This is a genomic window from Noviherbaspirillum phoenicis, from assembly GCF_047237965.1.
In the GTDB taxonomy this organism is placed as follows: domain Bacteria; phylum Pseudomonadota; class Gammaproteobacteria; order Burkholderiales; family Burkholderiaceae_D; genus Noviherbaspirillum_A.
Genome location: NZ_JBDFLX010000001.1, coordinates 4,204,030 through 4,230,263, shown reverse-complemented (window position 1 = coordinate 4,230,263; position 26,234 = coordinate 4,204,030). Strand labels below are relative to the sequence as shown.

28 protein-coding genes are annotated in these 26,234 nt (G+C 63.6%); 8 read left to right on the top strand and 20 right to left on the bottom strand.

The annotated features are described in order from the left end of the window. Positions 1-22 precede the first annotated feature (22 nt). Both ABC383_RS18955 and ABC383_RS18950 read right to left on the bottom strand, forming a co-directional pair. On the bottom strand, positions 23-1,294 hold the full coding sequence (locus ABC383_RS18955; protein WP_413015971.1) for a beta-ketoacyl-[acyl-carrier-protein] synthase family protein: 1,272 nt from the start codon (positions 1,292-1,294) through the stop codon (positions 23-25). A gap of 199 nt (positions 1,295-1,493) precedes the next feature. Continuing rightward, on the bottom strand, positions 1,494-2,411 hold the full coding sequence (locus ABC383_RS18950) for a helix-turn-helix domain-containing protein (protein ID WP_413015970.1): 918 nt from the start codon (positions 2,409-2,411) through the stop codon (positions 1,494-1,496). A 120-nt stretch (positions 2,412-2,531) separates the two neighbouring features. Between ABC383_RS18950 and pobA the strand changes: the two genes are divergently transcribed. The 4 genes from pobA to ABC383_RS18930 all read left to right on the top strand — a co-directional run bounded on the left by pobA (position 2,532) and on the right by ABC383_RS18930 (position 9,198). Continuing rightward, positions 2,532-3,713: a 4-hydroxybenzoate 3-monooxygenase gene (gene pobA / locus ABC383_RS18945; RefSeq protein ID WP_413015968.1), complete on the top strand. Its 1,182-nt coding sequence runs from the start codon at positions 2,532-2,534 to the stop codon at positions 3,711-3,713. Between the two features lie 261 nt (positions 3,714-3,974). Then, the gene (locus ABC383_RS18940; protein ID WP_413015967.1) at positions 3,975-5,150 is read left to right on the top strand and encodes an ABC transporter substrate-binding protein; all 1,176 of its coding nucleotides are present in this window, start codon (positions 3,975-3,977) and stop codon (positions 5,148-5,150) included. Between the two features lie 212 nt (positions 5,151-5,362). Next, entirely contained in the window at positions 5,363-7,435 is a 2,073-nt protein-coding gene (locus tag ABC383_RS18935; RefSeq protein WP_413015965.1) for a tetratricopeptide repeat protein, read from the top strand. Beyond that, entirely contained in the window at positions 7,432-9,198 is a 1,767-nt protein-coding gene (locus tag ABC383_RS18930; RefSeq protein ID WP_413015963.1) for a tetratricopeptide repeat protein, read from the top strand. The genes ABC383_RS18935 and ABC383_RS18930 overlap by 4 nt, the downstream gene beginning before the upstream one ends. A 67-nt stretch (positions 9,199-9,265) precedes the next feature. Here ABC383_RS18930 and ABC383_RS18925 read toward each other — a convergent pair whose 3' ends face one another. From ABC383_RS18925 to sctD, 3 genes are read right to left on the bottom strand one after another with little or no spacing between them, the layout of a single operon-like run. Continuing rightward, positions 9,266-9,508 carry an EscF/YscF/HrpA family type III secretion system needle major subunit gene (locus ABC383_RS18925; protein WP_413015961.1) on the bottom strand — a complete coding sequence of 81 codons (243 nt, stop codon included), beginning with the start codon at positions 9,506-9,508 and terminating at the stop codon, positions 9,266-9,268. Positions 9,509-9,520: 12 nt separating this feature from the next. Further along, positions 9,521-9,766, bottom strand: coding sequence for a hypothetical protein (locus ABC383_RS18920; protein ID WP_413015959.1), 246 nt, complete (start codon positions 9,764-9,766; stop codon positions 9,521-9,523). 17 nt (positions 9,767-9,783) lie between these two features. Beyond that, a complete protein-coding gene (sctD, locus tag ABC383_RS18915; protein ID WP_413015957.1) occupies positions 9,784-11,205 on the bottom strand; it encodes a type III secretion system inner membrane ring subunit SctD in 1,422 nt (473 codons plus the stop codon). Between the two features lie 61 nt (positions 11,206-11,266). Between sctD and ABC383_RS18910 the strand changes: the two genes are divergently transcribed. Beyond that, positions 11,267-11,722 carry an STAS domain-containing protein gene (locus ABC383_RS18910; RefSeq protein WP_413015955.1) on the top strand — a complete coding sequence of 152 codons (456 nt, stop codon included), beginning with the start codon at positions 11,267-11,269 and terminating at the stop codon, positions 11,720-11,722. Positions 11,723-11,751: 29 nt separating this feature from the next. Here the strand turns inward: ABC383_RS18910 and ABC383_RS18905 are convergent, their stop codons facing one another. Then, entirely contained in the window at positions 11,752-12,306 is a 555-nt protein-coding gene (locus tag ABC383_RS18905; protein ID WP_413015953.1) for an FHIPEP family type III secretion protein, read from the bottom strand. 125 nt (positions 12,307-12,431) lie between these two features. On the opposite strand from ABC383_RS18905, the gene ABC383_RS18900 reads away from it, so the two are divergent. Continuing rightward, complete coding sequence (locus ABC383_RS18900) at positions 12,432-12,767, top strand: TyeA family type III secretion system gatekeeper subunit (RefSeq protein WP_413015951.1); 336 nt, start codon at positions 12,432-12,434, stop codon at positions 12,765-12,767. 6 nt (positions 12,768-12,773) lie between these two features. Then, a complete protein-coding gene (locus ABC383_RS18895) occupies positions 12,774-13,154 on the top strand; it encodes a type III secretion system chaperone family protein (protein WP_413015949.1) in 381 nt (126 codons plus the stop codon). A gap of 153 nt (positions 13,155-13,307) precedes the next feature. Here the strand turns inward: ABC383_RS18895 and ABC383_RS18890 are convergent, their stop codons facing one another. Beyond that, positions 13,308-14,015, bottom strand: a complete 708-nt coding sequence (locus ABC383_RS18890) for a fumarylacetoacetate hydrolase family protein (RefSeq protein ID WP_413015947.1) — start codon at positions 14,013-14,015, stop codon at positions 13,308-13,310. Between the two features lie 55 nt (positions 14,016-14,070). Then, a complete protein-coding gene (gene gtdA / locus ABC383_RS18885; RefSeq protein WP_413015945.1) occupies positions 14,071-15,123 on the bottom strand; it encodes a gentisate 1,2-dioxygenase in 1,053 nt (350 codons plus the stop codon). A gap of 104 nt (positions 15,124-15,227) precedes the next feature. Here gtdA and ABC383_RS18880 point away from each other — a divergent pair, with 104 nt between their 5' ends. Then, complete coding sequence (locus ABC383_RS18880; RefSeq protein ID WP_413015944.1) at positions 15,228-16,121, top strand: LysR family transcriptional regulator; 894 nt, start codon at positions 15,228-15,230, stop codon at positions 16,119-16,121. A gap of 22 nt (positions 16,122-16,143) precedes the next feature. Here the strand turns inward: ABC383_RS18880 and ABC383_RS18875 are convergent, their stop codons facing one another. The 12 genes from ABC383_RS18875 to ABC383_RS18820 form a co-directional block, all read right to left on the bottom strand. After that, positions 16,144-16,845: an ABC transporter ATP-binding protein gene (locus tag ABC383_RS18875; protein WP_413015942.1), complete on the bottom strand. Its 702-nt coding sequence runs from the start codon at positions 16,843-16,845 to the stop codon at positions 16,144-16,146. Further along, positions 16,838-17,593 carry an ABC transporter ATP-binding protein gene (locus tag ABC383_RS18870; protein WP_413015940.1) on the bottom strand — a complete coding sequence of 252 codons (756 nt, stop codon included), beginning with the start codon at positions 17,591-17,593 and terminating at the stop codon, positions 16,838-16,840. Before ABC383_RS18870 ends, ABC383_RS18875 begins: the two co-directional genes overlap by 8 nt. Next, a complete protein-coding gene (locus ABC383_RS18865; RefSeq protein ID WP_413015939.1) occupies positions 17,590-18,600 on the bottom strand; it encodes a branched-chain amino acid ABC transporter permease in 1,011 nt (336 codons plus the stop codon). The genes ABC383_RS18870 and ABC383_RS18865 overlap by 4 nt, the downstream gene beginning before the upstream one ends. After that, the gene (locus tag ABC383_RS18860; RefSeq protein ID WP_413015937.1) at positions 18,597-19,460 is read right to left on the bottom strand and encodes a branched-chain amino acid ABC transporter permease; all 864 of its coding nucleotides are present in this window, start codon (positions 19,458-19,460) and stop codon (positions 18,597-18,599) included. The genes ABC383_RS18865 and ABC383_RS18860 overlap by 4 nt, the downstream gene beginning before the upstream one ends. A 160-nt stretch (positions 19,461-19,620) precedes the next feature. After that, positions 19,621-20,025, bottom strand: a complete 405-nt coding sequence (gene pcaC / locus ABC383_RS18855; protein ID WP_413015935.1) for a 4-carboxymuconolactone decarboxylase — start codon at positions 20,023-20,025, stop codon at positions 19,621-19,623. Positions 20,026-20,057: 32 nt separating this feature from the next. Beyond that, positions 20,058-20,837 (bottom strand): 3-oxoadipate enol-lactonase, encoded by a 780-nt coding sequence (pcaD, locus tag ABC383_RS18850; protein ID WP_413015934.1) that lies wholly within the window; start codon positions 20,835-20,837, stop codon positions 20,058-20,060. A 3-nt stretch (positions 20,838-20,840) separates the two neighbouring features. Beyond that, complete coding sequence (locus ABC383_RS18845; RefSeq protein WP_413015932.1) at positions 20,841-22,265, bottom strand: 3-carboxy-cis,cis-muconate cycloisomerase; 1,425 nt, start codon at positions 22,263-22,265, stop codon at positions 20,841-20,843. Further along, positions 22,258-22,833: a protocatechuate 3,4-dioxygenase subunit alpha gene (pcaG, locus tag ABC383_RS18840; RefSeq protein WP_413015930.1), complete on the bottom strand. Its 576-nt coding sequence runs from the start codon at positions 22,831-22,833 to the stop codon at positions 22,258-22,260. The genes ABC383_RS18845 and pcaG overlap by 8 nt, the downstream gene beginning before the upstream one ends. A 1-nt stretch (position 22,834) precedes the next feature. After that, the gene (gene pcaH / locus ABC383_RS18835; RefSeq protein WP_413015928.1) at positions 22,835-23,539 is read right to left on the bottom strand and encodes a protocatechuate 3,4-dioxygenase subunit beta; all 705 of its coding nucleotides are present in this window, start codon (positions 23,537-23,539) and stop codon (positions 22,835-22,837) included. Between the two features lie 20 nt (positions 23,540-23,559). Further along, complete coding sequence (pcaF, locus tag ABC383_RS18830) at positions 23,560-24,762, bottom strand: 3-oxoadipyl-CoA thiolase (RefSeq protein WP_194712735.1); 1,203 nt, start codon at positions 24,760-24,762, stop codon at positions 23,560-23,562. Positions 24,763-24,788: 26 nt separating this feature from the next. Then, the gene (locus ABC383_RS18825; RefSeq protein ID WP_413015926.1) at positions 24,789-25,430 is read right to left on the bottom strand and encodes a CoA transferase subunit B; all 642 of its coding nucleotides are present in this window, start codon (positions 25,428-25,430) and stop codon (positions 24,789-24,791) included. Continuing rightward, complete coding sequence (locus tag ABC383_RS18820) at positions 25,427-26,095, bottom strand: 3-oxoacid CoA-transferase subunit A (protein ID WP_413015924.1); 669 nt, start codon at positions 26,093-26,095, stop codon at positions 25,427-25,429. The genes ABC383_RS18825 and ABC383_RS18820 overlap by 4 nt, the downstream gene beginning before the upstream one ends. Positions 26,096-26,234: the final 139 nt, after the last annotated feature.

The following is a 26,234-nucleotide window of genomic DNA, read 5'->3' as shown; positions in this document are numbered from 1 at the left end:
TGTTCACTCCCTTTATGTCATGTTAAGTACCCGGCGCATTTGCGGACTGATTGGGCTTTTCCGGGTACCTGGAAAAAACCAGCGCGACATTCGTCCCGCCAAATCCGCATGAAAGTGACATTGCTCTATCGATGGCGTGCCCGTGTAAAGATTTGTTAGTGAGATGGTTCAAGGCGCAGGCCGGATCAGGCTGGTCAAGAAACGCGGTTGCGGGCAGGATGCCCTCCGTGATGGCCAGCAAGGCAACCACGCTTTCCACCGCGCTGGCCGCACCCAGCAGGTGGCCATGCAGCGCCTTGGTCGAACTGACGGGCACCGACGCACTGCCCGCGCCGAATACCGACCGGATGGCGCTGGCCTCGACAACATCACCTCCCCGGGTGCCAGTGGCATGCGCATTCAGGTAATCCACCTGCGACGGCGCCAGACCCGCATCCGACAGCGCCTGGCGCAGGGCCGCCTCCTGGCCCGCCGCATGGGGCGCGGCCATGTGGTGGCAATCGGACGCTATGCCATAGCCTTGCAGCCATGCCAGGCAGCGCGCTCCGCGCCGCCTGGCATGCGTTGCCGATTCCAGCACCAGAAAGGCGGCGCCCTCCCCGAGCACCAGACCGCTGCGCGCGCTGCTGAACGGCTTGCAGGATTGCGCCACGTCGACAGCATCCATTGGCGCCAGTGCGCGCATGCCTTCGAAGCCAGCCAGTATCGCAGCGCTCAATGGTGCCTCGGCGCCGCCGGCCAGCGCGATATCGATATGGCCGTCGCGGATCGCCCGTGCCGCTTCGCCGATGGCCGCTCCGGATGCGGCGCAGGCGCCGCCATGGGTATGCACCGGCCCGGCAATGCCATGACGAATCGACAGGTAAGCCGCGCCGCCGTTGTGCATGATGGCGATAATCGAAAAGGGGTTGGTTGCCTGCTGCCCGTCGCACAGTAGTTGCCGGTAGTCGGCCTGAGCCCGGCTGCTGCCGCCGTTGACGTTGCCGTAATACAGGCCAGCCCGCGCACCCAGGGCATCGAGCCGCTCCAGGCCGGCATCGGCCAGCGCATTCCGGCCGGCCAGGGCGGCGAGCTGCTGGCAGCGGTCCAGATAAACCGCGTCGAGCCGCGAAAAGAAGGGCTCGGTTTCAAGATCCACCACGCCTGCGGGATAGGCGCGTTGCAGCGGCGGCGCCTCTATCCGCCGGATCCCCGACCGCAGGCCTTTCAGGGACGCGGCCACTTCCGCCACCGTGACGCCAATCGGACACAGGATGCCGATACCCGTGACCGCCACCATTTCCTTGTCTGTCATCGCATTGCTCCTCCCATCAGGCAGATAAGCGACGCCGACAGCGGCGCCACTGCCGGATGCTGCGCAAGCAACCAGGAACGGTCAATCAGTTTGACCGGAAGCGGGCGGACACTGCACCTGCCAGATGACGAAAGCACGATGACCGGGCAGCGGCGCGTCATTTCGTTGCATCCGCTCCACAGCGGCAGCCAGGACGCGGTCAGGTAGCAAGCGCAGCGGACGCCCTGGCGCGAAATGCCTTGGGAGACAAGCCGGTGCGCCGCTTGAAGAACCGGGTGAAATAGGCCGGATCGGCAAAGCCGAGCGCGTAGGACACCTGGCTTACCGACATCGAGGTATAGACCAGATTGCGCCTGGCTTCCAGCACCAGGCGTTCATGCACCAGTTCCAGCGCCGACTGGCCGGTCGTCTTGCGGCACAGGGCGTTCAGGTGCGCCGCCGTGATGCCAAGCTGGCCGGCATACCAGGCCACCGGATGCTGCCCGGCATACGCCGTCTCGATGAGTTGGCAAAAACCGGAGAAATGGCGCACGCCCCGTGTCGCCTGCAAGGCTTGCGTGCCCGGTGGCGCAATCTGCCGCGCCAGCCAGGCGAGCAGCACCGCCAGCAGTGACTCCAGGACCAACTCGCGGTGCACCGCGACGCTGCGGTACTCCCGGTCGATCGCTCTGAAATGCGCATGCATGCCGGCGCCCTCCTCTGCGGCCGGCAGCCTGTGCAGATGCGGCCGGCGCAGCGCCAGCAGCGCCGCGCCGGCGTCGCCGCCGCGGCGCTCCACCAGCGGATACGCCAGGGTCAGCACGTGGCCCTGCGCATTCGGCGCAAACCGGAAGCCGTGGATGCACATCTGCGGCACCAGCGCGACATGGCCGGCGCGCATGTCGAATTCATCATCGTCGATCCGCATGCGCGCTTTCCCGGCTTTCAGGTACACGATCTGGAACAGCCCATGATGCTGGTGCGGCCGAATCTGCCAATTGTGCAAGACGCTTCGCTCGGCGATGGTTTCGCAGTGCACCATATCGGGCGTCAGCCAGTGCTCGTGCTCGCCATACAGCTTGAACACAGGCACCGGCGCGCTTTGTTGCGGCACGGGAGGCGAAGGCGGACGAGCCATGGAAGAAACCGCAATCTGCGAAAAGTGCAAATTTTAACGGCAAAAGTCCATTCCCACCGTTGTCCTGGCGGAGCGATGATGGCAGATGCTGCCCTGAGCAGCCATCCGAAGGAGACAACCATGAAAACGCAGGTCGCCATCATCGGCGCCGGCCCGTCCGGCCTGCTGCTCGGGCACTTGTTGCATCTGCAGGGGATTGACACCGTGATCCTGGAAGCGAAGTCGCCGGACTACGTTCTCGGCCGGATACGCGCCGGCGTTCTGGAACAGGGCACCGTCGACCTGCTGCGCGAAGCCGGCGTGGCCGCACGCATGGACCGCGAGGGACAGGTGCATGAAGGCGTGGCGTTTTCCTTTGCAGGGCGGCAGGAAAGAATCGACCTGAAAGCCTTGAGCGGCGGCAAGACTGTAACGGTCTACGGACAGACCGAGGTGACGCGCGACCTGATGGACGCCAGGCGCGCCGCCGGCGGCGTATCGATCTATGAAGCGCAAGACGTTGCGCTGCACGATTTTTATTCCGACAAACCGTACGTCACCTTCGTCAGGGACGGCCAGACCATTGAACTGCATTGCGACTACATCGCCGGCTGCGACGGCTTCCACGGCATTTCCCGCCGCAGCGCGCCTGCGGACAGGATCCGCACATTCGAACGTGTCTACCCCTTTGGCTGGCTGGGCGTCCTGTCACGCACGCCGCCGGTGGCGCATGAACTGATCTATGCCAACCATGAACGCGGCTTTGCACTGTGCAGCATGCGCTCCGAACAGCTGAGCCGTTACTACGTGCAATGCAGCCTCGACGACAAGGTCGAAGACTGGTCCGACCAGCGTTTCTGGGATGAACTGAGGGCGCGCCTGCCGCAGGCAACCGCGGCTGCCCTGGTCACCGGCCCGTCGATTGAAAAAAGCATCGCCCCGCTGCGCAGCTTCGTTGCCGAACCGATGCAATTCGGCCGCCTGTTCCTGGTGGGCGACGCCGCCCACATCGTGCCGCCAACCGGGGCCAAGGGTCTTAACCTGGCTGCCAGCGATGTCCACGCGCTTTATCACATCCTGCGCAAGACGCTGCTGCAGGGACGCACCGATCTGGTTGCGCAATATTCCGGGATCTGCCTGCGTCGCATCTGGAAAGCCGAGCGGTTTTCCTGGTGGATGACGTCGGTGCTGCATCGGTTTTCCGACGATGGCTTCAGCCAGCGCATGCAACTCGCCGAACTCGACTACTACACCGGTTCCGAAGCAGGCCGCACGACGATTGCGGAAAACTATGTTGGTTTGCCCTATGAGCCGATCGAATGACACGGCTGCTGCCGCGACGTGCGCCGCCCTTCATCACGCAGTTCCGGCCGCCGTCAAATCATGAGCAGCATGCAGTTGTCCGCATTTGAAAGGGAAAATTGTGCGTTTAACGCACATAAGTTTACTGGTCGAACTTCACAGCCAGAATCCTTCCGTTATTCTTGATGTGCCCGGCAGAACCGGCATTGCCTGCCGTGATACCACGCCGCGCGCTGGCAGACAGGCTTCGTGCAGAACATAAAAACTTTTTGAGGAGACAAGATGACATTGCGTACCGTAGTGCGATCCGCCCTGACGCTGGGCCTGTTCGGCCTGACAGCCTTCGCCGCCCAGGCCCAGGAAACCATCAAGGTCGGCGTGATCGCCGCCTTTTCCGGCCCGTTCGCGGATTATGGCAAGCAGATGGAAGGCGGCATCAAGGCCTACATGAAGCAGCACGGCGATACCGTCGCCGGCAAGAAAATCGAACTGGTCATCAAGGACACGACAGGCCCTTCGCCTGAAATCGCCAAGCGCCTGGCCCAGGAACTGGTGGTGCGCGACAAGGTCGACATACTGGCCGGCTTTGGTCTGACACCGGAAGCGCTGGCGGTCGCACCGATCGCAGAACAGGCCAAGAAACCGATGATCGTGATGAATGCGGCCACCTCCATCATCACCACCAAATCCAATTACATCGCGCGCGTCTCGATGACGCTGCCGCAGATATCCGGCCCGATGGCGACCTGGGCCGTGAAGAACAATATCAAGCGGGTGGTCACGCTGGTTGCCGACTACGGCCCCGGCATCGATGCCGAAACCGCGTTCAAGACCAATCTGCTCGGCGGCGGCGGCCAGGTGATCGAATCGATACGCGTACCGCTGCGCAATCCGGAATTCGCGCCCTTCGTCCAGCGCATCAAGGATGCCAAGCCGGAGGCGGTCTTCGTTTTCGTTCCAGCGGGCGAACAGGGCGTGGCCTTCATGAAGAGCTACCGCGAGCGCGGACTGGCCGAAGCCGGCATCAGGGTCATCGCCACCGGCGACCTGACCGATGACCATGTGCTGCCGGCCATGGGCGACGCCACCCTGGGCGTGATTACGTCCTTCCACTACTCGGCGGCCCACGATTCCCCGGAGAACAAGACCTTCCTGAAAAACTTCGCCGCAGCCAATCCCAACGGCGGCCGCCCCAACTTCATGGCGGTTGCCGCTTATGACGGCATGCATGCGATCTACGAGGTGGCGCGCAAGCTCAACGGCAAGATCGACGGCGACCGTGCCATGGCGGTATTGAAGGGCATGAAGATTCCGAGCCCGCGCGGTCCGCTGACGATCGACGCGCAAACCCGGGACGCCGTGCAAACCGTTTATATCCGCAAGGTGGAGAAGGTCAATGGCGAACTGTATAACGTCGAATTCGACAAGTTCGAGAACATGAAGGACACCGGCAAGTAAGCTGCCCGCCTCCCGTGTCGCCAGCCGGTGCTGGCAACTGCATCAAACGCCGCTGCCAGCAATCAGCGGCGTTTTTTTTGGCTTCGGCAAATGGACGACGGCCTGGAACAAATGGCCGAGCCGGCCAACTCAGTCAGTTAATGCTTGCCGCCTGCCGATCCCCGGCGGCTTGCAAGACATCCCACCGAGCCAGGCCGTTGCGCCATCCACTCATGCCAAACCACATCGACGCTCTTCTCCGCACTGCCTGCACCCATGCCGAACATGGCCGATTCGATACGGCCGCATCCACGCTCCACACCCTGCTGACTGTCGAACCGGGCAATGCGGCGGCAATGCAACTGCTGGGCCTGGTCCAGGCCAGACAGGGCGACCTGCGCGGCGCGGCCCGCACATTGCGCCAGGCATGCCTAGCCGCACCGGACCATGGGCCCCTGCATGTGCACCTGGCACGGGTGGAATGGGAGCTTGGCCTGCCGGCACAGGCTGCCGCTGCCTATCAGCGCGCCATCGCACTGGGTTGCGCTACGCCTGACATGCTGATCGACTGCGCGATTGCCCTTGAAAAGCTGGAGCGGCATGCCCAGGCACTCGACTTTTGCCAGAATGCGCTGGCGCAGGCCCCCACGCATGCACGGGGCTGGCAAACCCAGGCGAACCTGCTGCATGCAATGAAGCGGCTGGACGAGGCGCTGGCTTGTCACGACCGGGCGCTCGAACTGATGCCGGATGCGCCCGGATGGTCAGGAAAAGCCCTGACCCTCGATGCCCTGGGCCGGCTTGAGGAAGCCCTCGCCTGCCATGATCAGGCGGCGGCCTTGTGTCCGGACGACCCTTCCATGCTCACCCACCGTGGCATCACGCTGGGAAAAATGAGACGCCTCGAGGAGGCCGTCGCATGCCATGCGCGGGCAACCGAATTGGCTCCGTGCCATGCCACGGCCTGGAGCAATCTTGGCGCCGGCTTGTGCAAGCTCGAGCGGCTGGATGCCGCCATCGCCGCGCACGACAGGGCGGTTTCCCTCGCGCCTTCCTCGGCCGCCATCTGGCTGCAACGGGCAGCCGCGCTGCTGGTCGCCCAGCGGCAGGCGGAAGCCCTGGCCAGCTGCAATGCCGCCATCAGGCTAGATGCCCACAGCGCCGAAGCCTGGCGCCATCGCGCTCTCGCGCTCGAGTCCCAGGGTCGCTACGAGGACGCACTGGAAAGCGCCGAGGAAGCCTGCGCTCTCGATATCGGATGCCTGGAAGCAAGCTACACGAAGGCTGACCTCCTGTGCCTGCTCGACCGCGATGCGGAGGCCGTTGCATGGCTGGCGCATGTCTATCAGCACCATCCTGGTAATGAAACGCTACGATTCGCATTGGGATGGACACAGTTGAAAAACGGCGACTATGCGAACGGCTGGATCAACTACCAGGCCTATCGCAGCATCAACCCGGCTCCCTGCCTGGCGGATGAACGCATTCCCCTCTGGTCGGGCGCGGAAAGCCTCGCGGGAAAACATGTGCTGGTGCATGCGGAGCAAGGCTACGGCGATGTCATTCAATTCTGCCGGCTCATTCCCAGGCTGGCCTCCATGGGATGCGTTGTCCACTTTCTGGTGTATCCCGCTCTGAAACAGTTGCTGTCCTGCCTGGACGGCTGCCGGGTATTGACACAGGGCGAGCCACTATCTGCCTGCGACTACCGGATACCGCTGATGGCATTGCCGCAGTTCTTGCTGCAGAGCGAGCAGGACATACCAGGCAAGACGCCCTACCTGCGGGCCAGGCTCGAGATGCCATACAGGCCTTACCCAGGCCTCAGGATAGGCATTGCCTGCTCAGGCAATCCCACGTACAGCAGCAATCCGCAGCGCTCGGCGCCGCTGGCGGCCTTCGAACGCATGCAACGCCATGGCGACCTGTTCATCCTGCAGAATGCACTGGAACCGGCTGATGCGGCCTGGCTGCAGTCCCATCCATCGGTGCGGCACCCCACCGCCGGATTTACCGACTTCGCCGATACCGCCGACCTGCTGGGCGCCATGGACCTGGTGATCAGCGTCGATACCTCCATTGCGCACCTGGCCGGCGCCCTGGGCAAGCCGCTCTGGATATTGCTGCCTTATGCCAGCGAATGGCGCTGGAAAAGCGGGAGCTGCACCAGCAGCCCGTGGTATCCCACTGCTCGCCTGTTCCGCCAGGCCAGGCAGGGCAACTGGGAAGAACTCTTTTGCCGGCTGGATCAGGAACTGGCGCGTTTTTCAGCGGATACGCTGTACCTGCAACGGGGCGCCGCATGACGGCCGCACCCGCCATGGAGGCGCTACAGGAGGCGGAAAAGCTGTTCGCGGCAGGCGCGCTTGATGCAAGCCATGATTTGCTTGCCCGGGTTCACCACACCGATCCCGCTTATCCCTATGCCTTGTACCTGCGAGCCATGATGATGGCCGCCGCCGGTTGCCGCCAGCAAGGCTGCGCATTGCTGGAAGAAGCATGCCGTCTGCGCCCTGAAAGCCGCGACATGCAAGCATTGCGTGCGCGAATGTATGCCGACTTTGGGCGCGCTGAAGAAGCGTTCGACATTCTCTCCAGGCTGGCTGAAGCGGGCCATATGAGCGCTGCAATGGCGCTCGACCGTGGCACCCTGGCGCGGCGGCTGGGAAAGTTCAAGCTTGCGATGGAATCCTATGAAGCCGCGCTCTCATTGGATCCAGGCCTCACGCATGCATGGAGCGGCAAGGCCAATCTGCTGCACGAGCATGGCTACTATGCTGAAGCACTACGCTGCCATGATGAAGCGCTCACCAGGGAACCCGACAACGTGGAAGTCATTTGCAACCGCACTACCACGCTGAATCGGCTCGGGCGACTGGAGGAAGCGTCTACAGAGAGCAAGCGCGCATTGGAAATCGCGCCAAACGATGCTGGCGCATGGACGACGCGTGGATGCATGCTGGTGCAGATGGACGATCCCGAACAAGCCATGCGCTGCTTTGAGCAAGCACTCCACATCGACCCCGGGCACCGTCCTGCCCATGCCAATCGCGCCTCGACACTTGCAACACTGGGAAAGCACCAGGAAGCGCTCGAACTTTTAGAAGCAGCGATGAAGCTTGCACAGGCGTATCCATCCGAGCTGGCGACACTGCGCGCCAAGGAGGGCATGCTGAAGCTGATGCTGGGCGATTGGAAAGGATGGGAAGGCTATGAGCACCGGCTGGTACGTGACACCTTGCCCGTAGCGCACGATCTGCTGGCGCCGCGCTGGACGGGCAAGGAAGCGCTTGCCGGAAAAATTATCCTGCTCTGGAGCGAGCAGGGTTACGGCGACACGATACAGTTCTGCCGTTATGCCGCCTGTCTCGCCGAACGCGGTGCCAAGGTCTTGCTCGAGGTGCCCGCTCTCCTGCTCAATTTGTGCAGGCAATTACCGATCGCAAGCATTCATGTGCGTGGCGACCCGCTTCCCCCGCATGATTTCCAGATTTCGATGATGAGCATGCCGCTGGCTCTCGGCCCTCGCACCGCCATCCCGCTTGCGCATGCTTATTTGCGGGCGCCCGCTGAAAGGGTACAGGAATGGGCAGCCCGCCTTGCACCACGAGGCAGGCGACCGCGTGTCGGCATCGTCTGTTCCGGCTCGCCGCAGCACAACGGCAACGCCACGCGCTCCATGCCACTGGCGGCCTTCGCGCCATTGACAGCACATGCTGAACTCATCGTCCTGCAGCCGGAATTGCTGCCGCAAGACAGGACCACATTGCAGAGCATGCCAGGCGTCATGAAGGCCGAAGTCGACATCAACGACTTCACCGACGTCGCCGGCCTGATCGCCAACACCGATCTGGTGCTATCGGTAGACACCGCGATCGCGCACCTGACCGGCGCGCTCGGCCATCCACTTTGGCTGCTGCTGCCCTGGCAAGCCGAATGGCGCTGGATGACGGGCCGGCAGGATACGCCCTGGTACGACAGTGCCCGCCTGTATCGTCAATCGAGCCGCGGTTGCTGGGACTCGGTCATTACGGCAGTGGCACAGGCGATGGCCGAGGAATTTTGCTGAATTCGCAACAACGGCGGCCAGCGGGGACGCCCTTACCCAGCGTCCCGCCGATCCATGCAACGAACCATCAAGTAGACTTCTGTACCACGCTTTTCATCGTGTCTGAAAATTCCTTCAGCACCGAACTGAAGGTATTGGCGCTGATGGTATAGGCAGACATCTGATATTGCAGGTCGAATAACTCGCCGATGCCTATACTAGTGCCTTGCTTGATGGAATTCATCGCTGTTCGCAAGACGGTCTCAGCAGAACTAATTCCTTCCCTTGCCGTTGTCGCCACTTCGCCCAGAGTTACATACTGTTGTGCCATATCAATCCTTCCTTACTTGCTGTTTTTTGATTTAACCGGCTGCCCGCTCACCGCTGGCACATTCAAGGTCTGCAATACCTGCACTGCGGCTGTCGCTGCCCGTATCGCTCCCTGAAGTTCCAGATACCTGCTTCGGCTATTCATCTGCCTCAGCTCCCCATGCAAACGCTGTTGCAACTCAAGCAGATCGGCAATCAGCGTCGAACGCAGCCTGCCATCGCGATCCGCCAACAGCTTTTCCTCCAGATCCAGCATCACGACGGGCGCTCCCATGCTCACCTCGCAATCCTGATGCGCTGCGTACCCTCGAACACGACTTCACCCTCCTTAATGGACATCAGCGTGTGTCCGTCCACACTCCCCCCTTGATTCACATGTTCTCCATTCTCGGTAACGATGTAAGGCATTGCACCTCCCACAATGATCTGCACGCCTACCGGCGGCTTGGGCACGAACCGGGCGACCGTCGCCCTCACCGGCAACACGTTGCCATAGTCTTTGCTGAATGCCAGGATCACTTCCTCCCAACGCCGTATCTCGTCCATGCTCAACTTTCCCGCCAGCCTGAGCTCATCGCCTTCGCGTTTGACAAGCAGACGCTCGGACAGGCCGGCCGCGGCAATCCGTTCCTTGAGCTTGCCGCGCAATTGCTCCGGAAGCAGAAGATTTGCCTTCACCTCCTGAACCCCCGGCACCCTTTCCTTGACCAGGGCGCGGATTCGTTCCACTTCCTCGACCGAGCTCGCAGCCCCTGACAGAACAACAACACCATGCTTGGCACTGTCAACCTTCAGATAGGCATTCAGCTCCTCTCCATCCAGCGTCGCTCTGGCATCCCGCAGGACATTCTCGTCCACAGCGACTTTCACTTCCACGGCAGGCGCCGCGGCCGCCATGGCATTGCTCAGGCTCGTGTACTCCGAATTGGTCGCAACATAGCCAAGCACTTGCCAGCCAGATCCCAGCTTTTGCAGAGTCACTGCAGAACCGCCGAAGTCAGCAAGCGTCTTCACCGCTGCCGCGGGAGGCTGCTCGACATGTTCCTTGTTCTCAACCACAGCCGGCATTGCCTTCACCGCCTGCCTTGATCCAATGCTATGCCAGGCCACAGCGCCAAGGCCGCCGACGCCTGCGATAAGGAGGACAGCGAGCATCCACCTGCGGAACTGTCTGCCCTCGTGCGTGGAGGCTTGCATCTCCGCCGCTACCTTGACATCCTCAGAGTCCACATGGACGGGTTCCGGATCGGACGACGCATCTGTGGCTTCTTCTTCCTCTGGTTGTCCTTCCGTCACGGCGCGCTGCGCGCGGCCCGCGGGCGTGACGGACTCAGGATCAGGCCAGGGCGCATCCGCATGATCCACCGTAATGATTACGCTGCCCAATTCGACTGGAAGGCCCAATACCAGCTCCTGCTCAGCCTCGATTTCATCGCCGTATGCATTGCGCACGACGCCATCGCAAGGCGCGATCAGTACCGTCGCGCCATCGAAGCGGAGGATGGCATGGCGCTCAGCTACGTTTTGCCCGGCCAGCATCACCGTGCAGTCATCTCCGCTTCCAAGCAGATATTCGCCAGGCCCAAGCGTGAGGCAGCTGTCCATCTGGGCGCCGTACAGCACCCTGAGTTCGATCACGCTTTCCTGTTCGAGCTCGCCATCGAACGCAAAGTCTGTATCACCTAATAGAGCGTTCACGATATGCTTTCAAACAGATACCGCAAGTTACAATAGAAACGTCTCAATTCATCGCCCTGCCATGACCATTTACTCCGAAATATCCAACGACGTTCTGCTGATGCGTCCACACCAGGCGATCGATCATGCGGCTGCACTCGACATTCATGAGCGGATCAATATCCTGTCAGATACCAGGATCGACGCCCTCGTGCTCGACCTGAGCCAAGCGGGGCATGCATGCGCCAGCCTGCTGAAAGTCATACTTGACCTCGTCAACCGGCCCACCCCGATGCAGGTCATGGTTGTCGGAGCCAGCCAGCAATTCCAAAGCCTCATGCAACTGTGCGGCGCGCACGCACTTGTCAGCGACTATTCCACCGTCGAAGAAGCCCGCGAAGCGCTGAAACGCGACAGGTACAGCGAATCCGGCCGGCACCCCGAGTTTGACGACGACCATGCGCATGATGAAAGCACTTCCCTGCCGGGCGACGATGATGACGAGGACTGGCATGCTTCCGACGACGATGATGATTGAAGCATGCCGAGGCGGAGTGACTTGCACGGTCATAGCTCGATCTTGGCCAGCGGCTGAATATTGACCTCGGCCGTTAGCTCCTGGTAAGAGAGCACCGGCAGCTCGTACAGCTCCTGCTCGATCATCTTGCGCATGTAGCGTCTTATATCCATGGACGTCAACAAGACCGGGCGCGAGGCTGCCATCGTTACATCGCCAACCGTGGCTTTGATTTTATCGAGGAGCCTGCGTGATACGGACGGATCAAGCGCCAGATACGAGCCCCCTGACGTCTGCCTGATCGCTCCGCGCACCGTGTCCTCAACGGACGGCGCCAGCAGGTAAGCCGGCAGAATATTCTGGCCACTGGAATACTTGTGGCTGATGTGCCTTTTCAAGGCAACCCGCACGTACTCGGTCAGCAGGACAGAATCCTTTTCCTTCTGGCCCCATTCGATCAGCGCTTCCATCACAGCCCGAATATTGCGTATCGAAATTTCCTCGCTGACCAGCCGCTGAAAAATTTCGGCAATCTTGTGAATCGGCAGCACGCGCTGAACCTCCTTGGCCAGTTCCGGAAATTCCGATTCAACCTCGGTAATCACGAGCCGCGCTTCCCAAGAGCTCCCTCGGCGCCGCGATGCGGGCTGAGGCAAGGTCGGAAGACACGGCGCGCCGGGCCGACATTCTGAACAATCTGTCGAGCATGCATCTTTCCTCCTCTTTTCTGATGATGGTGGAAGAGTTCGAGATAAACCTGCAGGGCATTGCCAAGACGGGAAGCTTCACGGTTCCCGGTGTCAACGGAAAAGCATTGATCAACGAGCTGCTGGACATCATCGAATCCGGCAACGGCCAGCCTGCGCAGTTTGAAAAGATGCTGAACCGCCTGGGGCTGGCGGACAATGCATCGGCGTCCATTGTGACGCTGCAAGGCGTCATCGGTATCCTGCGCACCATGCCGGACCGCGCTTACCCGAGCCTGCGCGCCCTTACCCAGTTGCGGGAAGCGGCGCAGACGGTGCTGGAAGCTGCGATCCTTCGAGAAGAGGAAGCCACGAGCTGAACCGGAATGGATTGGATACAGCAGACGATCAGGGAGTTTGGCGTATCCAGGGGTCTTGGCGAACTGGCGTTCGAGTTCGACAGTATTCTGGAGCTGCAACTGGAAAGTGGGGAACTGCTTGGATTTTGTTATATCCCAGACCTGCCGTTGTATGAAATGCTCGTCTACACCAGCGCGCCCCTGCAGTTTGAACCGCTACGCCAGTTCGAAGCCGCATTGCGGCTTGCGAACGGCCGCTCCAATTTCTATGGCCAGGTGCAAACCGGGATACAGGAAGAACGCCTGGTGATGGCGATGCACCTGCCTGCGCGCGCATTTGACCTGCCGCTGTTGGAGCAGACAGTCAACAGCTTGCTGGAAATGCAGTACAAGGCCGCGATCGCCTAGGTGTCAGGGTGACCGCGAACACCGCGTCCTGAGGCAAGACAGCACCTGCATAGGAAGACCTGCAGTCCAGCGACAGGCTCCCATCAGAAAAACCCCCAAGCTTCCAACCGCATCCGGCGCCAGCGGCAATGCGCTTGAAAGCCATTCCACCGTTCAAGCCACCTTTACCTGCAAGCTGCCCAGGCCGGCGATCTCGCCGACCATGGTCTGGCCAGACTTGACAGCGCCCACGCCTTCCGGCGTGCCGGTAAAGATCAGGTCGCCCGGCTGCAGCTCGAACAGCGTCGACAGGTTGGCGATGGTTTCCGGCACCGACCAGATCAGGTGGGTCAGGTCGCTGGTCTGCCTGACTGCGCCGTCGACGGTCAGGCTGATGGCGCCGCTGTCGATGATTCCGGTCTGGGCAACCGGATGCACCGCGCCGACGGGCGCCGAATAATCGAAGGCCTTGCCGATTTCCCATGGCCGCCCGGCCTCGCGCATGCGCATCTGGAGGTCGCGCCGGGTCATGTCGAGGCCGACCGCATAACCGTAGATGTGATTGTTGGCGTCTTCCACCGCGATGTCCTTGCCGCCCTTGCCGATCGCCACCACCAGTTCGATTTCGTAATGAAAGTTGGCGGTCTGCGATGGATAGGGAATCGTCGCGGTCTCGCCATCGGTCACCGGGACGATGGACGCATCGTCGTTGGGCTTGCAGAAGAAGAATGGCGGCTCGCGGTCGGGATCGAAGCCCATCTCGCGTGCGTGGGCCGCGTAGTTGCGTCCAACGCAATAGACGCGGCGCACCGGGAAGCTGGCCGCTTCTCCGGCGACAGGGAGGCCGACGATGGCTTGTGGGGGAATGACGTAATTGCTCATGATGGCCTGTTAAAAAACGATGACGATGACGATGAGGGACTAGGCGGCGTACCGCCTAGTCCGCGAATTCCTCGCGCAGTATGCCCAGTGCTTCGTGGATGGGCCGGTCGGAATAGCTGAACAGCACGGCGCCCTCTTCCGTGGACAGGGACAGCGTAGCCCATGACGGCACCACGAAGACGTCCTGCGGCTCGAACTGGAAGGTCTGGTCGGCAATCCGCGCGCTGCCGCGGCCTTCGGTGACGCAGTAGACGGTGCCGTCGGTCGAGCGATGCGGCTTGCCCTTGAACCCCTTCGGCAGCAGCTGCATGCAGGTGCCGATGGTGGGCATGGCCCAGCCGCCGGTGGTGGGGTTGATGTATTTCATCTTGATGCCGTGCCAGGCGTCGATTTCGCTGTTGCGCTCCAGCGCATGCAACGCCTCGCGTGTGCGGCTGTAGGGATAGCTGAAGATCGGCGATGTCAGGCCGGTGTTGACGCGACGCACCGGCGCCATGTTGGCGCCGTAGCGGGCATAGCTGCTGCCTTCCGGATGGCGCACTGACTGCGACTTGCTGACGTCGTCGTTTTCGGCGAAACCGGCGTCGAAGAACCGTACGGTCGGGATATCGAGGCCGTCGAGCCAGACCACCGGCTCGGTGACGCCGTCCACGCCTTCGTTGCCATGGTCATGCCAGCGCCATGACGGGGTGATGATGAAGTCGCCCGGATGCATGGTGGTGCGCTCGCCTTCCACCGTGGTGTAGGCGCCCTTGCCGTCGATGACGAAGCGCAGCGCCGACTGCACATGCCGGTGCGATGGCGCCACCTCGCCGGGCAGGATCAGCTGCAGGCCTGCATACAGCGACTGGGTGATTGCCGACTGCCCCGGAAGGCCGGGGTTTTCCAGGATCAGCACGCGACGCACCGCCTCCTCGGCGGTGATCAGCTCGCCCGACTGCATCAGGAAAGGCTTGACCTCGCGGTAACGCCACAATGCCGGCACGCAGGCGGTGGTGGGGCTTTTCGGCACCAGCGCATGCAGCACTTCCCATAACGGCGTCATGTGGTGTGGCCGGATCGACTCGTACAGCGCCCTGCGCGCGGGATTGTCCTTGGACTGGTTCATGTCGTCTCCTTATCGGGAATGGCGGGATGATGGCAAAAGACTTCTATCATGTAAATATATGAAACTGCATAATCGGCATTGCGATTCGCAATAAGGAGCAAGGCATGGCCCGGTTCGACATGGAACTGCTGGCGGTATTCGAGGAGATCTACAGCAGCGGCAGCATCACGCGCGCGGCCGAAAACCTGGGCATGGCGCAACCCACGGCAAGCATCGCGCTTGCCAGGCTGCGCCGACACTTCGGCGACCCGCTGTTCATCCGGACGCCGCGCGGCATGGAGCCGACGCCGCATGCGCTCGAGATCCTGGCGGATGTGCGCGCGGCCACCGCGGCGCTGCACAGCGCGCTGCGCCACAAGAAGGAATTCGCGCCGGAAGACAGCGAGCGCGAGTTCACGATCTGCATGACCGACATCAGCGAGATCGTGCTGCTGCCCAGATTGCTGAATCATCTGAAGCAGGTGGCGCCGGCGATCCGCATCGATGCCACCACGATTTCACCGGATACGCCGATGCAGCTGGCAAGCGGCGAAGTCGACCTGGCGGTAGGCTTCATGCCGCACCTGGAAGCGGGGTTTTACCAGCAGAAGCTGTTCGACCAGAATTTCGTCTGCCTGCTGGCAGCCGACCATCCGCGCATCGCCGGCACGTTGACGCGCAAGGCCTTCCTGAACGAAGGCCATGTGCTGATCAAGAGCTCCGGCACCGGGCACTCCATCGTGGAGAAGAGCCTGCATGAGAAAGGCATCCAGCGCAGGATCGTGCTGAGGGTGCCGAGTTTCCTGGGCGTGGCGCGCATCGTCGCGCAAACGGAATGCATCGCCACCGTGCCGCAGCGCTTTGGCAGCGCCATGGTGCAGCAGGAAAACGTCAAGATGCTGCCGCCGCCGGTGAAGCTGCCCGATTTCTCGGTGAAGCAGCACTGGCATGAGCGCTTCCATGCCGACCCGGCCAACCAGTGGCTGAGGAAGGTGGTGGCGCAACTGTTTCTGGAGTAGCAGCCTTCTGCCGCGCCGGCTCCTAAGCCACCGCCACCAGCCGGTCCAGCCTCTCGCCATCGGCCAGCAGGCTTTCGCTGCTGCCTTGATGCACGATGCGGCCACGGTCCAGCACGATGGCCTGCCTCGTGATCGACAGCGCCAGCCGCGCATGCTGCTCGACCACGATCACCGACAGGCCTTCCTCGCTGATGAGCTTGCGGATCACCCGCATCAGCTCCTGCACGATGATGGGCGCCAGCCCCTCCATCGGCTCGTCCAGCAACAGCAGCTGCGGATTGGTCATCAGCGCGCGGGCAATGGCCAGCATCTGCTGTTCGCCGCCGGAGAGCTGGTTGCCCATGTTGTCGCGCCGCTCCTGCAGCCGCGGAAAGATGTCGTAGATGCGTTTCAGGTTCCACGGTCCCGGGCGGGCAACCACCGTCAGATGCTCTTCCACCGTGAGCGAGGGAAACATGCAGCGCTCCTGCGGCACCCAGCCCAAACCGGCCTGGGCGCGGCGGTGGGTGGGGACGCGGCCGATATCGGCGCCGCGCCAGCGTATCGCGCCGGCATGCAGCTGGGTCAGTCCCATCAGCGTGATCAGGAGCGTGGTCTTGCCCACGCCATTGCGGCCCAGAAGCGCCAGGCTGTCGCCCTCCCGCATCGTCAGGCCGATGTCTTCCAGCACCACCGATTCGCCGTAGCCGGCACTTACGTTCTCCAGCGCCAGCAGCTCAGCCATGCTCAGCCTCCCCCAGATAGACTTCCTTCACGCGCTGGTCGGCAGCGATTTCCTGCGGCGTGCCTTCGCACAGCACCCTGCCGCCCACCAGCACTGTGATGCGCTCTGCAAACTTGAATACCAGGCCCATGTCATGCTCGATGAACAGCACCGTCACGTCGCGCGGCAGCGCTGCAATGACTTCGAACAGCTCGGCGCTTTCCGCCGACGGTATGCCCGCCGCCGGCTCGTCCAGCAGCAATACCCTGGGACGGGTTGCCAGCGCCAGCGCAATTTCCACCAGCCGCTGCTTGCCATAAGGCAGGCTGCGGGTGACGACACTGGCGTCGCGCTCCAGCTTCAGTGTAGCCAGCAGGGCCATGGCTTCGTCGGCCTGGGCGCGCTGCCGCGCCACCGTCTGGTACCAGACGCGATGGCGGCCGTCGCGTTCGCAGAGCGCCAGCATCACCGACTCCAGCACGGTCAGGCCGGCGAACAGGGTGTTGATCTGGAAGGTGCGGGTCATGCCGCGCTTGACGCGGGCATGCTGCGGCAGGCCGGTGATGTCTTCCTCGCCGAGAAAGACCTGGCCCGAGGTTGGCGCGAAGCCGCCCGTCAACAGGTTGATGAAGGTGGTCTTGCCGGCGCCGTTGGGCCCGATCAGCGCGTGCCGCGCGCCGGGGGCGAAGTTCAGGCTGATGTCGCTGTTGGCCTTGAATGCGCCCCATTGCTTGGACAGGCCCTGGGTGCGCAATGCGATGCCGCTCATGGCTGTGCTCCGTTGCGGTTTTTCTTCAGCAGGGGCGCCGCCAGGCGCTCCAGCCCGCCCAGGATGCCGCCGCGGGCAAACAGCACGATCACGATCAGCAACAGGCCGATCCAGAACTGCCAGTAAGCCGGATTCAGGCCGGCAATGTAATCCTGCGCCAGCATGAAGACAGTGGCGCCGACCAGCGCGCCATACAGCCGGCCGGTGCCGCCCAGCACCAGGATGATCAGCAGTTCGGCGGAACGGGAAAAGCCCAGCGAGTCCAGGCCGACGAACTGGGTAGTCTGCGCCAGCAGCGCGCCGGCCACGCCGGCAACCGCCGCACCAACCGTGAAGATCGCGGTCAGGCGTTTATTCACATCAGCGCCGATGGCCGGCATGCGCCGTCCGCCTTCCCGTATGCCCTTCAGCGAAAGGCCGAACGGCGAATTGACCAGGCGGCGCAATACCACGAACAGCAGGAACAGCACCACGAAGCTGTAGATAAAGGCGGTCTTGCCGGCGAGATCGAACTCGAACACGCCGAGCAGCTTGCCCACCATCATGCCGGACAGGCCGTCGACACCGCCGGTGATGAAGGCGGCCTTGTTGGCCGCCTCGAACAGCATCAGGCCGATGCCCAGCGTGACCATCAGGCGGGTCAGGTCCTGGCCGCGCACGATCAAAAAGCTCACCAGATAGCCGGCCAGGGCGGCGACGGCGGCGGCGACGAACAGGCCGCTGATGGGCTCGCCCCAGCCATGCACCGCCAGCAGGCCGGCGGTGTAGGCGCCCAGGCCGAAGAAGGCCGCATGGCCAAGCGAGACGATGCCGGCATATCCCAGGATCAGGTCGAGCGACATCGCAAACAGGCCGACGATCATGATCTGGCTCACCAGCACCAGGTAACCCGGCGCCAGGAAGTAGGCTGCCGCCGGCAGCAGCCAGAACAGGATTTCCAGCGGCTTCCAGCGGCCGTCGGCCAGGCCGTGGCCGATGACGTGGCTGGCCACAGGCGCGGGCGTCATGAGCGCCTCGCTATCAGGCCGTTGGGGAACAGCAGCAGCAGGATCACCATCAGCGCATAGATCACGAAGGCGCCGATGTCGGGCACGTAATACTTGCCGGCGACGTCGAAGATGCCCAGCACGATGGCCGCCAGCAGCGGCCCCTTGATGGTGCCGGCGCCGCCCACGGCCACCACCAGCAGGAAATACACCATGTACTTGATGGGGAAGGTCGGATCCAGGCCCAGCACGTCGATGCCCAGACCGCCGCCCAGGCCGGCCAGGCCGGAGCCCAGCGCAAAGGTCAGCGAGAACACGCGGCTGACATTGATGCCCAGGCCGGCCGAGGCCTGCTGGTTGTCGACCGAGGCGCGGATCTGGGCGCCGAAGCGGGTACGTTCGATCAGCCAGCCCAACGCCAGCGTGACCAGCACCACCACGCCAATCAGGAACAGGCGGTAGCTGCCCACATCCAGGCCGGCGATATTGACCTGGCCGCGCAGCCATTCCGGCAACTGCACCGGCTGCTGCGATGGCCCGAACAGGTAGGTTGCGCCGGCCACCGACATGAAGGTCAGTCCGATGGAAAACAGCACCTGGTCCAGGTGGCTGGCCTTGTACAACCGGCGGTACAGCGTGCGTTCCAGGACGAAGCCGGCCGCGGCGCTGGCGGCAAAGGCCAGCGGCAGGGTCAGCAGGAAAGGCATGCCCAGGCGCGACAGCAGGGTCACGCAGACAAAGCCGCCCAGCATCGCAAAGGCGCCGTGGGCCAGGTTGACGAAGTTCATCAGTCCCATCGTCACCGACAGGCCGACGCTAATCAGAAACAGCAGGCTGCCGTAGGCAACGCCGTCGAACAGCACGCCGATCAGATTGCCCATGCCTGGCTCCTGTTGCGCCCGGCCGCCCGCGTTGCCGCGCCGGCCATGGCGCGCCTCCTCATTGCACGCATGATGTCTCTGCTCCAGTTTATTTGTCGTTATTGATTTTAAAAACGCGGCCTCTCAGGCCGCGTGTACATCACCGGGCGGTTACCCTTTCCTACTGCGCGCCGCTGGCATCTGCGCTGGCATCCATCTCGCGGAACACTTCCTGCGCCAGCGCAAAGGCCGAATTGGCCGCAGGCACGCCGCAGTAGATCGCCGCCTGCAGCAGCGCTTCCTTGATCTCGTCGCGGGTGACGCCGTTGTTCGAGGCCGCGCGCAGATGCAGCTTCAGCTCCTCTTCCCGGTTCAGCGCGACCATCATGCAGATGGTCATCAGGCTGCGGGTATGGCGCGGCAGGCCGGGACGGGTCCAGATCTCGCCCCAGGCATAGCGGGTGATCATGTCCTGGAATTCCGAGGTCAGCTCGGTCCTTTTCGCCTGGGCGCGGTCGACGTGGGCGTCACCCAGCACTGCGCGCCGCACCGCCATGCCGGCGGCGTGGCGTTCCTTGTCATCCATGGCTTGCTCCTCGTTCGATGGCTGTCGGCCTGTCAGGCAGACAGGAAGTCGACCAGCGCGGCGGTGAACTGCTCCGCCTGCTCCCAGTTCGACAGGTGGGCCGCATCCAGTTCGACATAGCGGGCGCCGGGTATCGTGTCGGCCGCGGCGCGGCCGTCGGCCGGCGGCGTGGCCAGGTCATGGCTGCCGGAAATCACCAGGGTGGGCACGCGGATGGCGGCGATCTCGCTGCGCTGGTCCATGTCGCGCACCGCGGCGCAATTGGCGGCATAGCCTTCCGGATCGGTGGCCAGCAGCATGCCGCGCACGACCTCGACCTGCTGCGGCGCGCGCTGCTGGAAGCCGGGCGTAAACCAGCGGTCGATCACGCCGCCGGTGATGGCGTCCATTCCCTCGGCGCGCACCTTGTCGATGCGGGTATTCCATACGTCGGGCGTGCCGATCTTGGCGGCGGTATTGCACAGCACCAGGCGATCGATGCGCCCGCCATGATGGGTGCCCAGCCACATGCCTATCATGCCGCCCATGGACAGGCCGCAGAAATGCGCGCGCTGTATGCCGAGCTGGTCCATGAGTGCCAGCACATCGCCGCCAAGCTGGGCGATGGTGTAAGGCCCGGCCGACACGTCGGACTTGCCATGGCCGCGGCAATCATGCCGCAGCACGCGGAAGCGCTGCAGCAGCGCCGGCATCTGCGGCGCCCACATCTCCAGGCTGGTGCCCAGCGAATTGGACAGCACCAGCACCGGTGCGTCTTCCCTGCCCTCGATCTCGTAATGCAGCTTCGCGCCGTTATGGCTGATCGAACCCATGCTTCATTCTCCTGCGTGTGTTGTGTCGGTTGCGTTGATGATGGCGGTTGCGCGTGGCTGCCGGCTGTGCGCATGACTGGCCAGCACGCGGTCGACGAAGGCGCCAGCCTCGCCGGTGTAATTGGCCGGATCGAACAGCCGGTCCAGCTCGTCGGGCGACAGGTGCCGGCTGAGTTCGGCATCCTCGCCGATCACCTCGCGCAGATGCCGTTGCCCGGCCGCGGCGCGGGCGCTTGCCTGCTCCACCAGCTTGTGGGCGGCCATGCGGCCTATCCGGGCGCCCAGCGCCAGCATCACCGCCTCGCCCATGATCAGGCCATGGGTGATGTCGACATTGGCCCGCATGCGCTGTGCATCGACCACCAGGCCGGCAGCCACGTCGCGCATCTGGCGCAGCGCGCCTGAAGTGAGCAGCGCGATGTCGGGCAGCGTGTCCCACTCGGCCTGCCAGCCGCCCAGCGCCCGCTCATGTTCCTGCACCATGCCGGACAGCATGGTCGACACCAGGCCGGGCGCCCGCACCGCGGCGCTGAGCGCCACCGCGCAGCCGACCGGGTTGCGCTTGTGCGGCATGGTGGACGAGCCGCCGCGGCCGGGCGCGGAAGGCTCGGCAAGCTCGGCCACGTCGGTCTGCATCATCAGCGACAGATCGCGCGCCAGCTTGCCCAGCGTGCCGGTGATCAGGCCCATCACGGTGGCGGCTTCGGCGATCCGGTCGCGCTGGGTATGCCAGGGCAAATCGGGCAATGCCAGGCTGAGCTGCTGCGCCAGCGTGGCGGCCACCGCCAGTCCCTGGTCGCCGAGGCTGGCCAGCGTGCCGGCCGCGCCGCCGAACTGCAGCGCCAGCGCGCGGCCGCGCAGTTCCTGCAGCCGCTGCCGGTGGCGCAGCACGGCGTCCAGGGAGCCGGCCAGCTTCAGGCCCAGGCTGGTGGGCAGCGCATGCTGCATCCAGGTGCGGCCGATCATGATGGTGTCGCGGTGTTCGCGGGCCAGCGCGGCCAGCGCATCGGCCAGCGAGGACAGGTCCGCATCCAGCAGGTCCAGCGCGTCGCGCAGCTGCAGCACCAGACCGGTGTCGATCGCGTCCTGGCTGGTCGCGCCCCAGTGCACATACTTGCCGGCTTCCTGGTCCCGCTGCAGCACCGCCGCCGTCAGTTGCTTGACCAGCGGTATGGCCAGGTTGCCGGCCGCCGCGGCGGCGTGCGCCAGCGCCGGCAGGTCCAGCCTGTCCGCGTTGCAGCAGGCGACGATGGCAGCCACCGCCGCCTCCGGAATCACGCCATGCGCCGCTTCGGCCCGCGCCAGCGCGGCTTCGAAATCGAGCATGCGCTGCACCGCCTGGACGTCGGAGAACACATGCAGCATCTCGCCGCTGGCCGACATCGGGCCGGTCAGCGTGAATGCCGACTCAGCGCCCGGCTCAGACATCGAGGAACACGGTTTCCGGACGGCCGCTGGGGCCTTCCTGCAGCACGATGTCGAACTGGTAGCTGCCGGCCTGGCCCGAGGGCAAGGGTTGCGCGATCAGCGTGGCGCGGCGCTCGGCCGGCACCGCGTTGAGCAGCGCATCCCCGGCATGGCCTGCGCCATCCGGAAAATAAATACGGGTCACCAGATGCTTCAGCAGTCCGCGCGCGAAGACAGTCACCGCGATATGCGGCGCCTGCATGCTGTCGCCCGGACCGGGCACCGCACCCGGCATGATGGTGGAAAAGCGGAAGTGGCCGGTGGCGTCGGTCGGCGCGCGGCCGAAACCGCGAAAGCCCGATGCCGCGCCAGGCTGGCCGGCGCCGGCATAGTTGCCCTGGGCATCGGCCTGCCACAGTTCGACCAGCGCGTCGGTCACGGGCGCGCCATTGCCGTCATAGACCCGGCCTTCGATGCGGATGCGCTCGCCCTGCACGTCGGGGCCGGCCATCTCGGTGGTGATCAGCCAGTCGGTCCCGATATGCAGGTAGGGGCCGATGGTCTGCGAGGAAGACATTTGCAGGCTCATCTCATTTCTCCATCGGGGTGGCGTCGCGGCCGCGCAGGATGATGTCGAAGCGGTAGCCCAGCGCGTACTCCGGATTGGTGGTTTCCCAGTCGAAGGTCGAGATCAGCCGGTTGCGGGCGCGTTCGTCGGGGATGCTGGTAAACATCGGGTCGTAAGGCAGCAGCGGGTCGCCGGGGAAGTACATCTGGGTCACCAGGCGCTGCGCGAAGGCATTGCCGAACAGCGAGAAATGGATGTGCGCCGGCCGCCATGCATTGAAATGGTTGCGCCACGGGTAGGCGCCCGGCTTGATGGTCAGGAACTGGTAGTGTCCGTGCTCATCGGTCATGGTGCGGCCGCCGCCGGTGAAGTTGGGGTCGATCGGCGCATCGTGGTTGTCGTTCTTGTGGGGATAGCGGCCGGCCGCATTGGCCTGCCAGATCTCCACCAGCGAATGCTTCACCGGCCGGCCGTTTTCGTCCAGCACGCGGCCGCTGACGACGATGCGCTCGCCGATCGGCTCGCCGGCATGCTGGTGCGTCAGGTCGTTGTCGCCGGCCTTCACATCCTCATGGCCAAACACCGGGCCGCTCACTTCGGTCAGCGTCTGCGGCAAAATGATCAGCGGCTTGCTGGGCGCGCGCTTGACCGTCGAACCATAGGGCGGATAAAGATAGTCCGGCTGCGTGCTGTGAAACGGCCGCCGGTACTGTGCCTGATTGGCCATGAGGTTTTCTCCACTAGTACTTAGACGCGCTCGATGACCATTGCAATGCCCTGCCCCACGCCGATGCACATGGTGCACAGCGCAAAGCGGCCGCCGGTGCGGTGCAGCTGGTACATCGCGGTGGTCACCAGGCGCGCGCCGCTCATGCCCAGCGGATGGCCCAGCGCGATTGCGCCGCCATAGGGATTGACGCGCGGATCATTGTCGGCCACGCCCAGTTCACGCAGCACGGCAAGGCCTTGCGCGGCGAAGGCTTCATTGAGCTCGATGATGTCCATCTGGTCTATCGTCATGCCCAGTTGCGCCAGCAGCTTCTTGGTGGCTGGCGCCGGACCGATGCCCATCACCCGCGGCGCGACGCCGGCGGTGGCCATGCCGACGATGCGGGCGCGCGGCGTCAGGCCATGGCGGCTGGCGGTGGCTTCATTGGCCAGGATCAGCGCGCAGGCGCCGTCGTTGACGCCGGAAGCATTGCCGGCGGTGACGGTGCCATCCGGGCGCACCACGCCTTTCAACTTGGCGAGCGCCTCGATGCTGGTGGCGCGCGGATGCTCGTCCTGCTCGACCGTGATCGGCTCGCCCTTCTTCGGACGGATCACGACCGGCGTAATCTCCTCGGCCAGCGAGCCGTTCTTCTGCGCGGCGGCCGCCTTGTTCTGGCTAGCCACGGCGAAGGCATCCTGGTCTTCGCGGCTGATCTTGTAGTCGGTGGCGACATTTTCCGCGGTCTCGGGCATCGAATCGACGCCGTACTGCGCCTTCATCAGCGGATTGACGAAGCGCCAGCCTATGGTGGTGTCGAAGATGTTGGCGCTGCGCGAGAAGGCGCTGTCGGCCTTGCCCATCACGAACGGCGCGCGCGTCATGGACTCGACGCCGCCGGCGATCATCAGGCTGGTTTCGCCTGACTTGATGGCGCGGGCCGCGGTGCCCACGGCATCCATGCCGGAGCCGCACAGGCGGTTGATGGTGGCGCCGCCGATTTCCTGCGGCAGGCCCGCCAGCAGCAGCGCCATGCGCGCCACATTGCGGTTGTCCTCGCCGGCCTGGTTGGCGCAGCCGTAGATCACGTCCTGCACCGCGGTCCAGTCCACATTGGGATTGCGCTCCATCAGGGCGCGCAGCGGAATGGCGCCCAGGTCGTCGGCGCGCACGTCCTTCAGGGCGCCGCCGTAACGGCCGATGGGGGTACGGATGGCGTCGCAGATAAAGGCTTCAATCATGGTGTTGTCTCTTTGTGGTTGTGTATTCAGGCGGCGCGCAGCAGGGGCACGCCGGTCAGTTGCTGCAGTTCCTCAAAGCTGATGTCGGACAGGATTTCCCGGACCGCGAGGCCGTTGGGGGTCACGTCCAGCACCGCCAGGTCGGTATAGATGCGCGAGACGCAGCCTATGCCTGTCAGCGGATAAGTGCAATGGGCCACCACCTTGCTTTCGCCGCCCTTGGTCTGGTGCTCCATCATCACGTAGACCTCTTTGGCGCCCAGCGCCAGGTCCATGGCGCCGCCGACCGCGGGAATCGCATCCGGCGCGCCGGTATGCCAGTTGGCAAGGTCACCCGTGGCCGACACCTGGAAGGCCCCCAGCACGCAGATGTCGAGGTGGCCGCCGCGCATCATGGCGAACGAGTCGGCATGGTGGAAATAGCAGCCGCCGGTCAGTAACGTGACGGGCTGCTTGCCGGCATTGATCAGATCTTCATCTTCCTCGCCGGGCGCCGGCGCCGGGCCCATGCCGAGCAGGCCGTTCTCGCTGTGCAGGAAAATCTCGCGGTCCTGCGGCAGGTGGTTGGCCACCAGGGTCGGCAGGCCGATGCCCAGATTGACATAGGCGCCTTCATGGATGTCGCGCGCAACCCGCGCCGCCATTTCGTTTCTGCTCAGGCGTTTCATGCGGCCTCCTGTTTCACCACGCGTTGCACGAAGATGCCAGGTGTGACGATGTTCTCCGGGTCCAGTTCGCCCAGCTCGACGATCTCGGACACCTGGGCAATCGCGCACTTGGCGGCCATGGCCATGATGGGCCCGAAATTGCGGGCGGTCTTGCGGTAGACCAGGTTGCCCCAGCGGTCGCCGCGCAGCGCCTTGATCAGCGCGAAGTCGGCATGGATAGGCGACTCCAGCACATAGTGGCGGCCATCGATGAGCCGGGTTTCCTTGCCTTCTGCCAGCAGGGTGCCGTAACCGGTCGGCGTAAAGAAACCGCCGATGCCGGCGCCGGCGGCGCGGATGCGCTCGGCCAGATTGCCCTGCGGCGTCAGTTCCAGTTCGATCTCGCCGCTGCGGTAGAGCCCGTCGAACACATGGGAATCCGTTTGGCGGGGAAACGAGCAGATGATTTTCCTGACCTGCCTGGCCTTGAGCAGCGCCGCCAGGCCGGTATCGCCATTGCCGGCATTGTTGTTGACGATGGTGAGATCGCGCGCGCCCTGGGCGATCAGGGCATCGATCAGCGCGGAAGGCATGCCTGCATTGCCGAAGCCGCCAATCATCACGGTGGCGCCGTCATGGATATCGGCAACGGCTTCTTCAAGCGACGGAATAATCTTGTTAATCACGGGACACTCTTTCTGCGGGATGGGAACAGAGGCCAATCGAACGGCGATTGGTTACGGAACCGGGCAACAACATATTTCACATTCCTTAACAACAATCGTAACGGTTAATCAGGGAACGTAAAATCCGGACCTTGCTATT

Excerpts from the sequence above, each read along its gene's own strand:
- ABC383_RS18955 (WP_413015971.1), bottom strand. The coding sequence starts at position 1,294 with ATGACAGACAAGGAAATGGTGGCGGTCACGGGTATCGGCATCCTGTGT.
- ABC383_RS18950 (WP_413015970.1), bottom strand. The coding sequence starts at position 2,411 with ATGGCTCGTCCGCCTTCGCCTCCCGTGCCGCAACAAAGCGCGCCGGTG.
- pobA (WP_413015968.1), top strand. The coding sequence starts at position 2,532 with ATGAAAACGCAGGTCGCCATCATCGGCGCCGGCCCGTCCGGCCTGCTG.
- ABC383_RS18940 (WP_413015967.1), top strand. The coding sequence starts at position 3,975 with ATGACATTGCGTACCGTAGTGCGATCCGCCCTGACGCTGGGCCTGTTC.
- ABC383_RS18935 (WP_413015965.1), top strand. The coding sequence starts at position 5,363 with ATGCCAAACCACATCGACGCTCTTCTCCGCACTGCCTGCACCCATGCC.
- ABC383_RS18930 (WP_413015963.1), top strand. The coding sequence starts at position 7,432 with ATGACGGCCGCACCCGCCATGGAGGCGCTACAGGAGGCGGAAAAGCTG.
- ABC383_RS18925 (WP_413015961.1), bottom strand. The coding sequence starts at position 9,508 with ATGGCACAACAGTATGTAACTCTGGGCGAAGTGGCGACAACGGCAAGG.
- ABC383_RS18910 (WP_413015955.1), top strand. The coding sequence starts at position 11,267 with ATGACCATTTACTCCGAAATATCCAACGACGTTCTGCTGATGCGTCCA.
- ABC383_RS18900 (WP_413015951.1), top strand. The coding sequence starts at position 12,432 with ATGATGGTGGAAGAGTTCGAGATAAACCTGCAGGGCATTGCCAAGACG.
- ABC383_RS18895 (WP_413015949.1), top strand. The coding sequence starts at position 12,774 with ATGGATTGGATACAGCAGACGATCAGGGAGTTTGGCGTATCCAGGGGT.
- ABC383_RS18890 (WP_413015947.1), bottom strand. The coding sequence starts at position 14,015 with ATGAGCAATTACGTCATTCCCCCACAAGCCATCGTCGGCCTCCCTGTC.
- gtdA (WP_413015945.1), bottom strand. The coding sequence starts at position 15,123 with ATGAACCAGTCCAAGGACAATCCCGCGCGCAGGGCGCTGTACGAGTCG.
- ABC383_RS18880 (WP_413015944.1), top strand. The coding sequence starts at position 15,228 with ATGGCCCGGTTCGACATGGAACTGCTGGCGGTATTCGAGGAGATCTAC.
- ABC383_RS18875 (WP_413015942.1), bottom strand. The coding sequence starts at position 16,845 with ATGGCTGAGCTGCTGGCGCTGGAGAACGTAAGTGCCGGCTACGGCGAA.
- ABC383_RS18870 (WP_413015940.1), bottom strand. The coding sequence starts at position 17,593 with ATGAGCGGCATCGCATTGCGCACCCAGGGCCTGTCCAAGCAATGGGGC.
- ABC383_RS18865 (WP_413015939.1), bottom strand. The coding sequence starts at position 18,600 with ATGACGCCCGCGCCTGTGGCCAGCCACGTCATCGGCCACGGCCTGGCC.
- ABC383_RS18860 (WP_413015937.1), bottom strand. The coding sequence starts at position 19,460 with ATGGGCAATCTGATCGGCGTGCTGTTCGACGGCGTTGCCTACGGCAGC.
- pcaC (WP_413015935.1), bottom strand. The coding sequence starts at position 20,025 with ATGGATGACAAGGAACGCCACGCCGCCGGCATGGCGGTGCGGCGCGCA.
- pcaD (WP_413015934.1), bottom strand. The coding sequence starts at position 20,837 with ATGGGTTCGATCAGCCATAACGGCGCGAAGCTGCATTACGAGATCGAG.
- ABC383_RS18845 (WP_413015932.1), bottom strand. The coding sequence starts at position 22,265 with ATGTCTGAGCCGGGCGCTGAGTCGGCATTCACGCTGACCGGCCCGATG.
- pcaG (WP_413015930.1), bottom strand. The coding sequence starts at position 22,833 with ATGAGCCTGCAAATGTCTTCCTCGCAGACCATCGGCCCCTACCTGCAT.
- pcaH (WP_413015928.1), bottom strand. The coding sequence starts at position 23,539 with ATGGCCAATCAGGCACAGTACCGGCGGCCGTTTCACAGCACGCAGCCG.
- pcaF (WP_194712735.1), bottom strand. The coding sequence starts at position 24,762 with ATGATTGAAGCCTTTATCTGCGACGCCATCCGTACCCCCATCGGCCGT.
- ABC383_RS18825 (WP_413015926.1), bottom strand. The coding sequence starts at position 25,430 with ATGAAACGCCTGAGCAGAAACGAAATGGCGGCGCGGGTTGCGCGCGAC.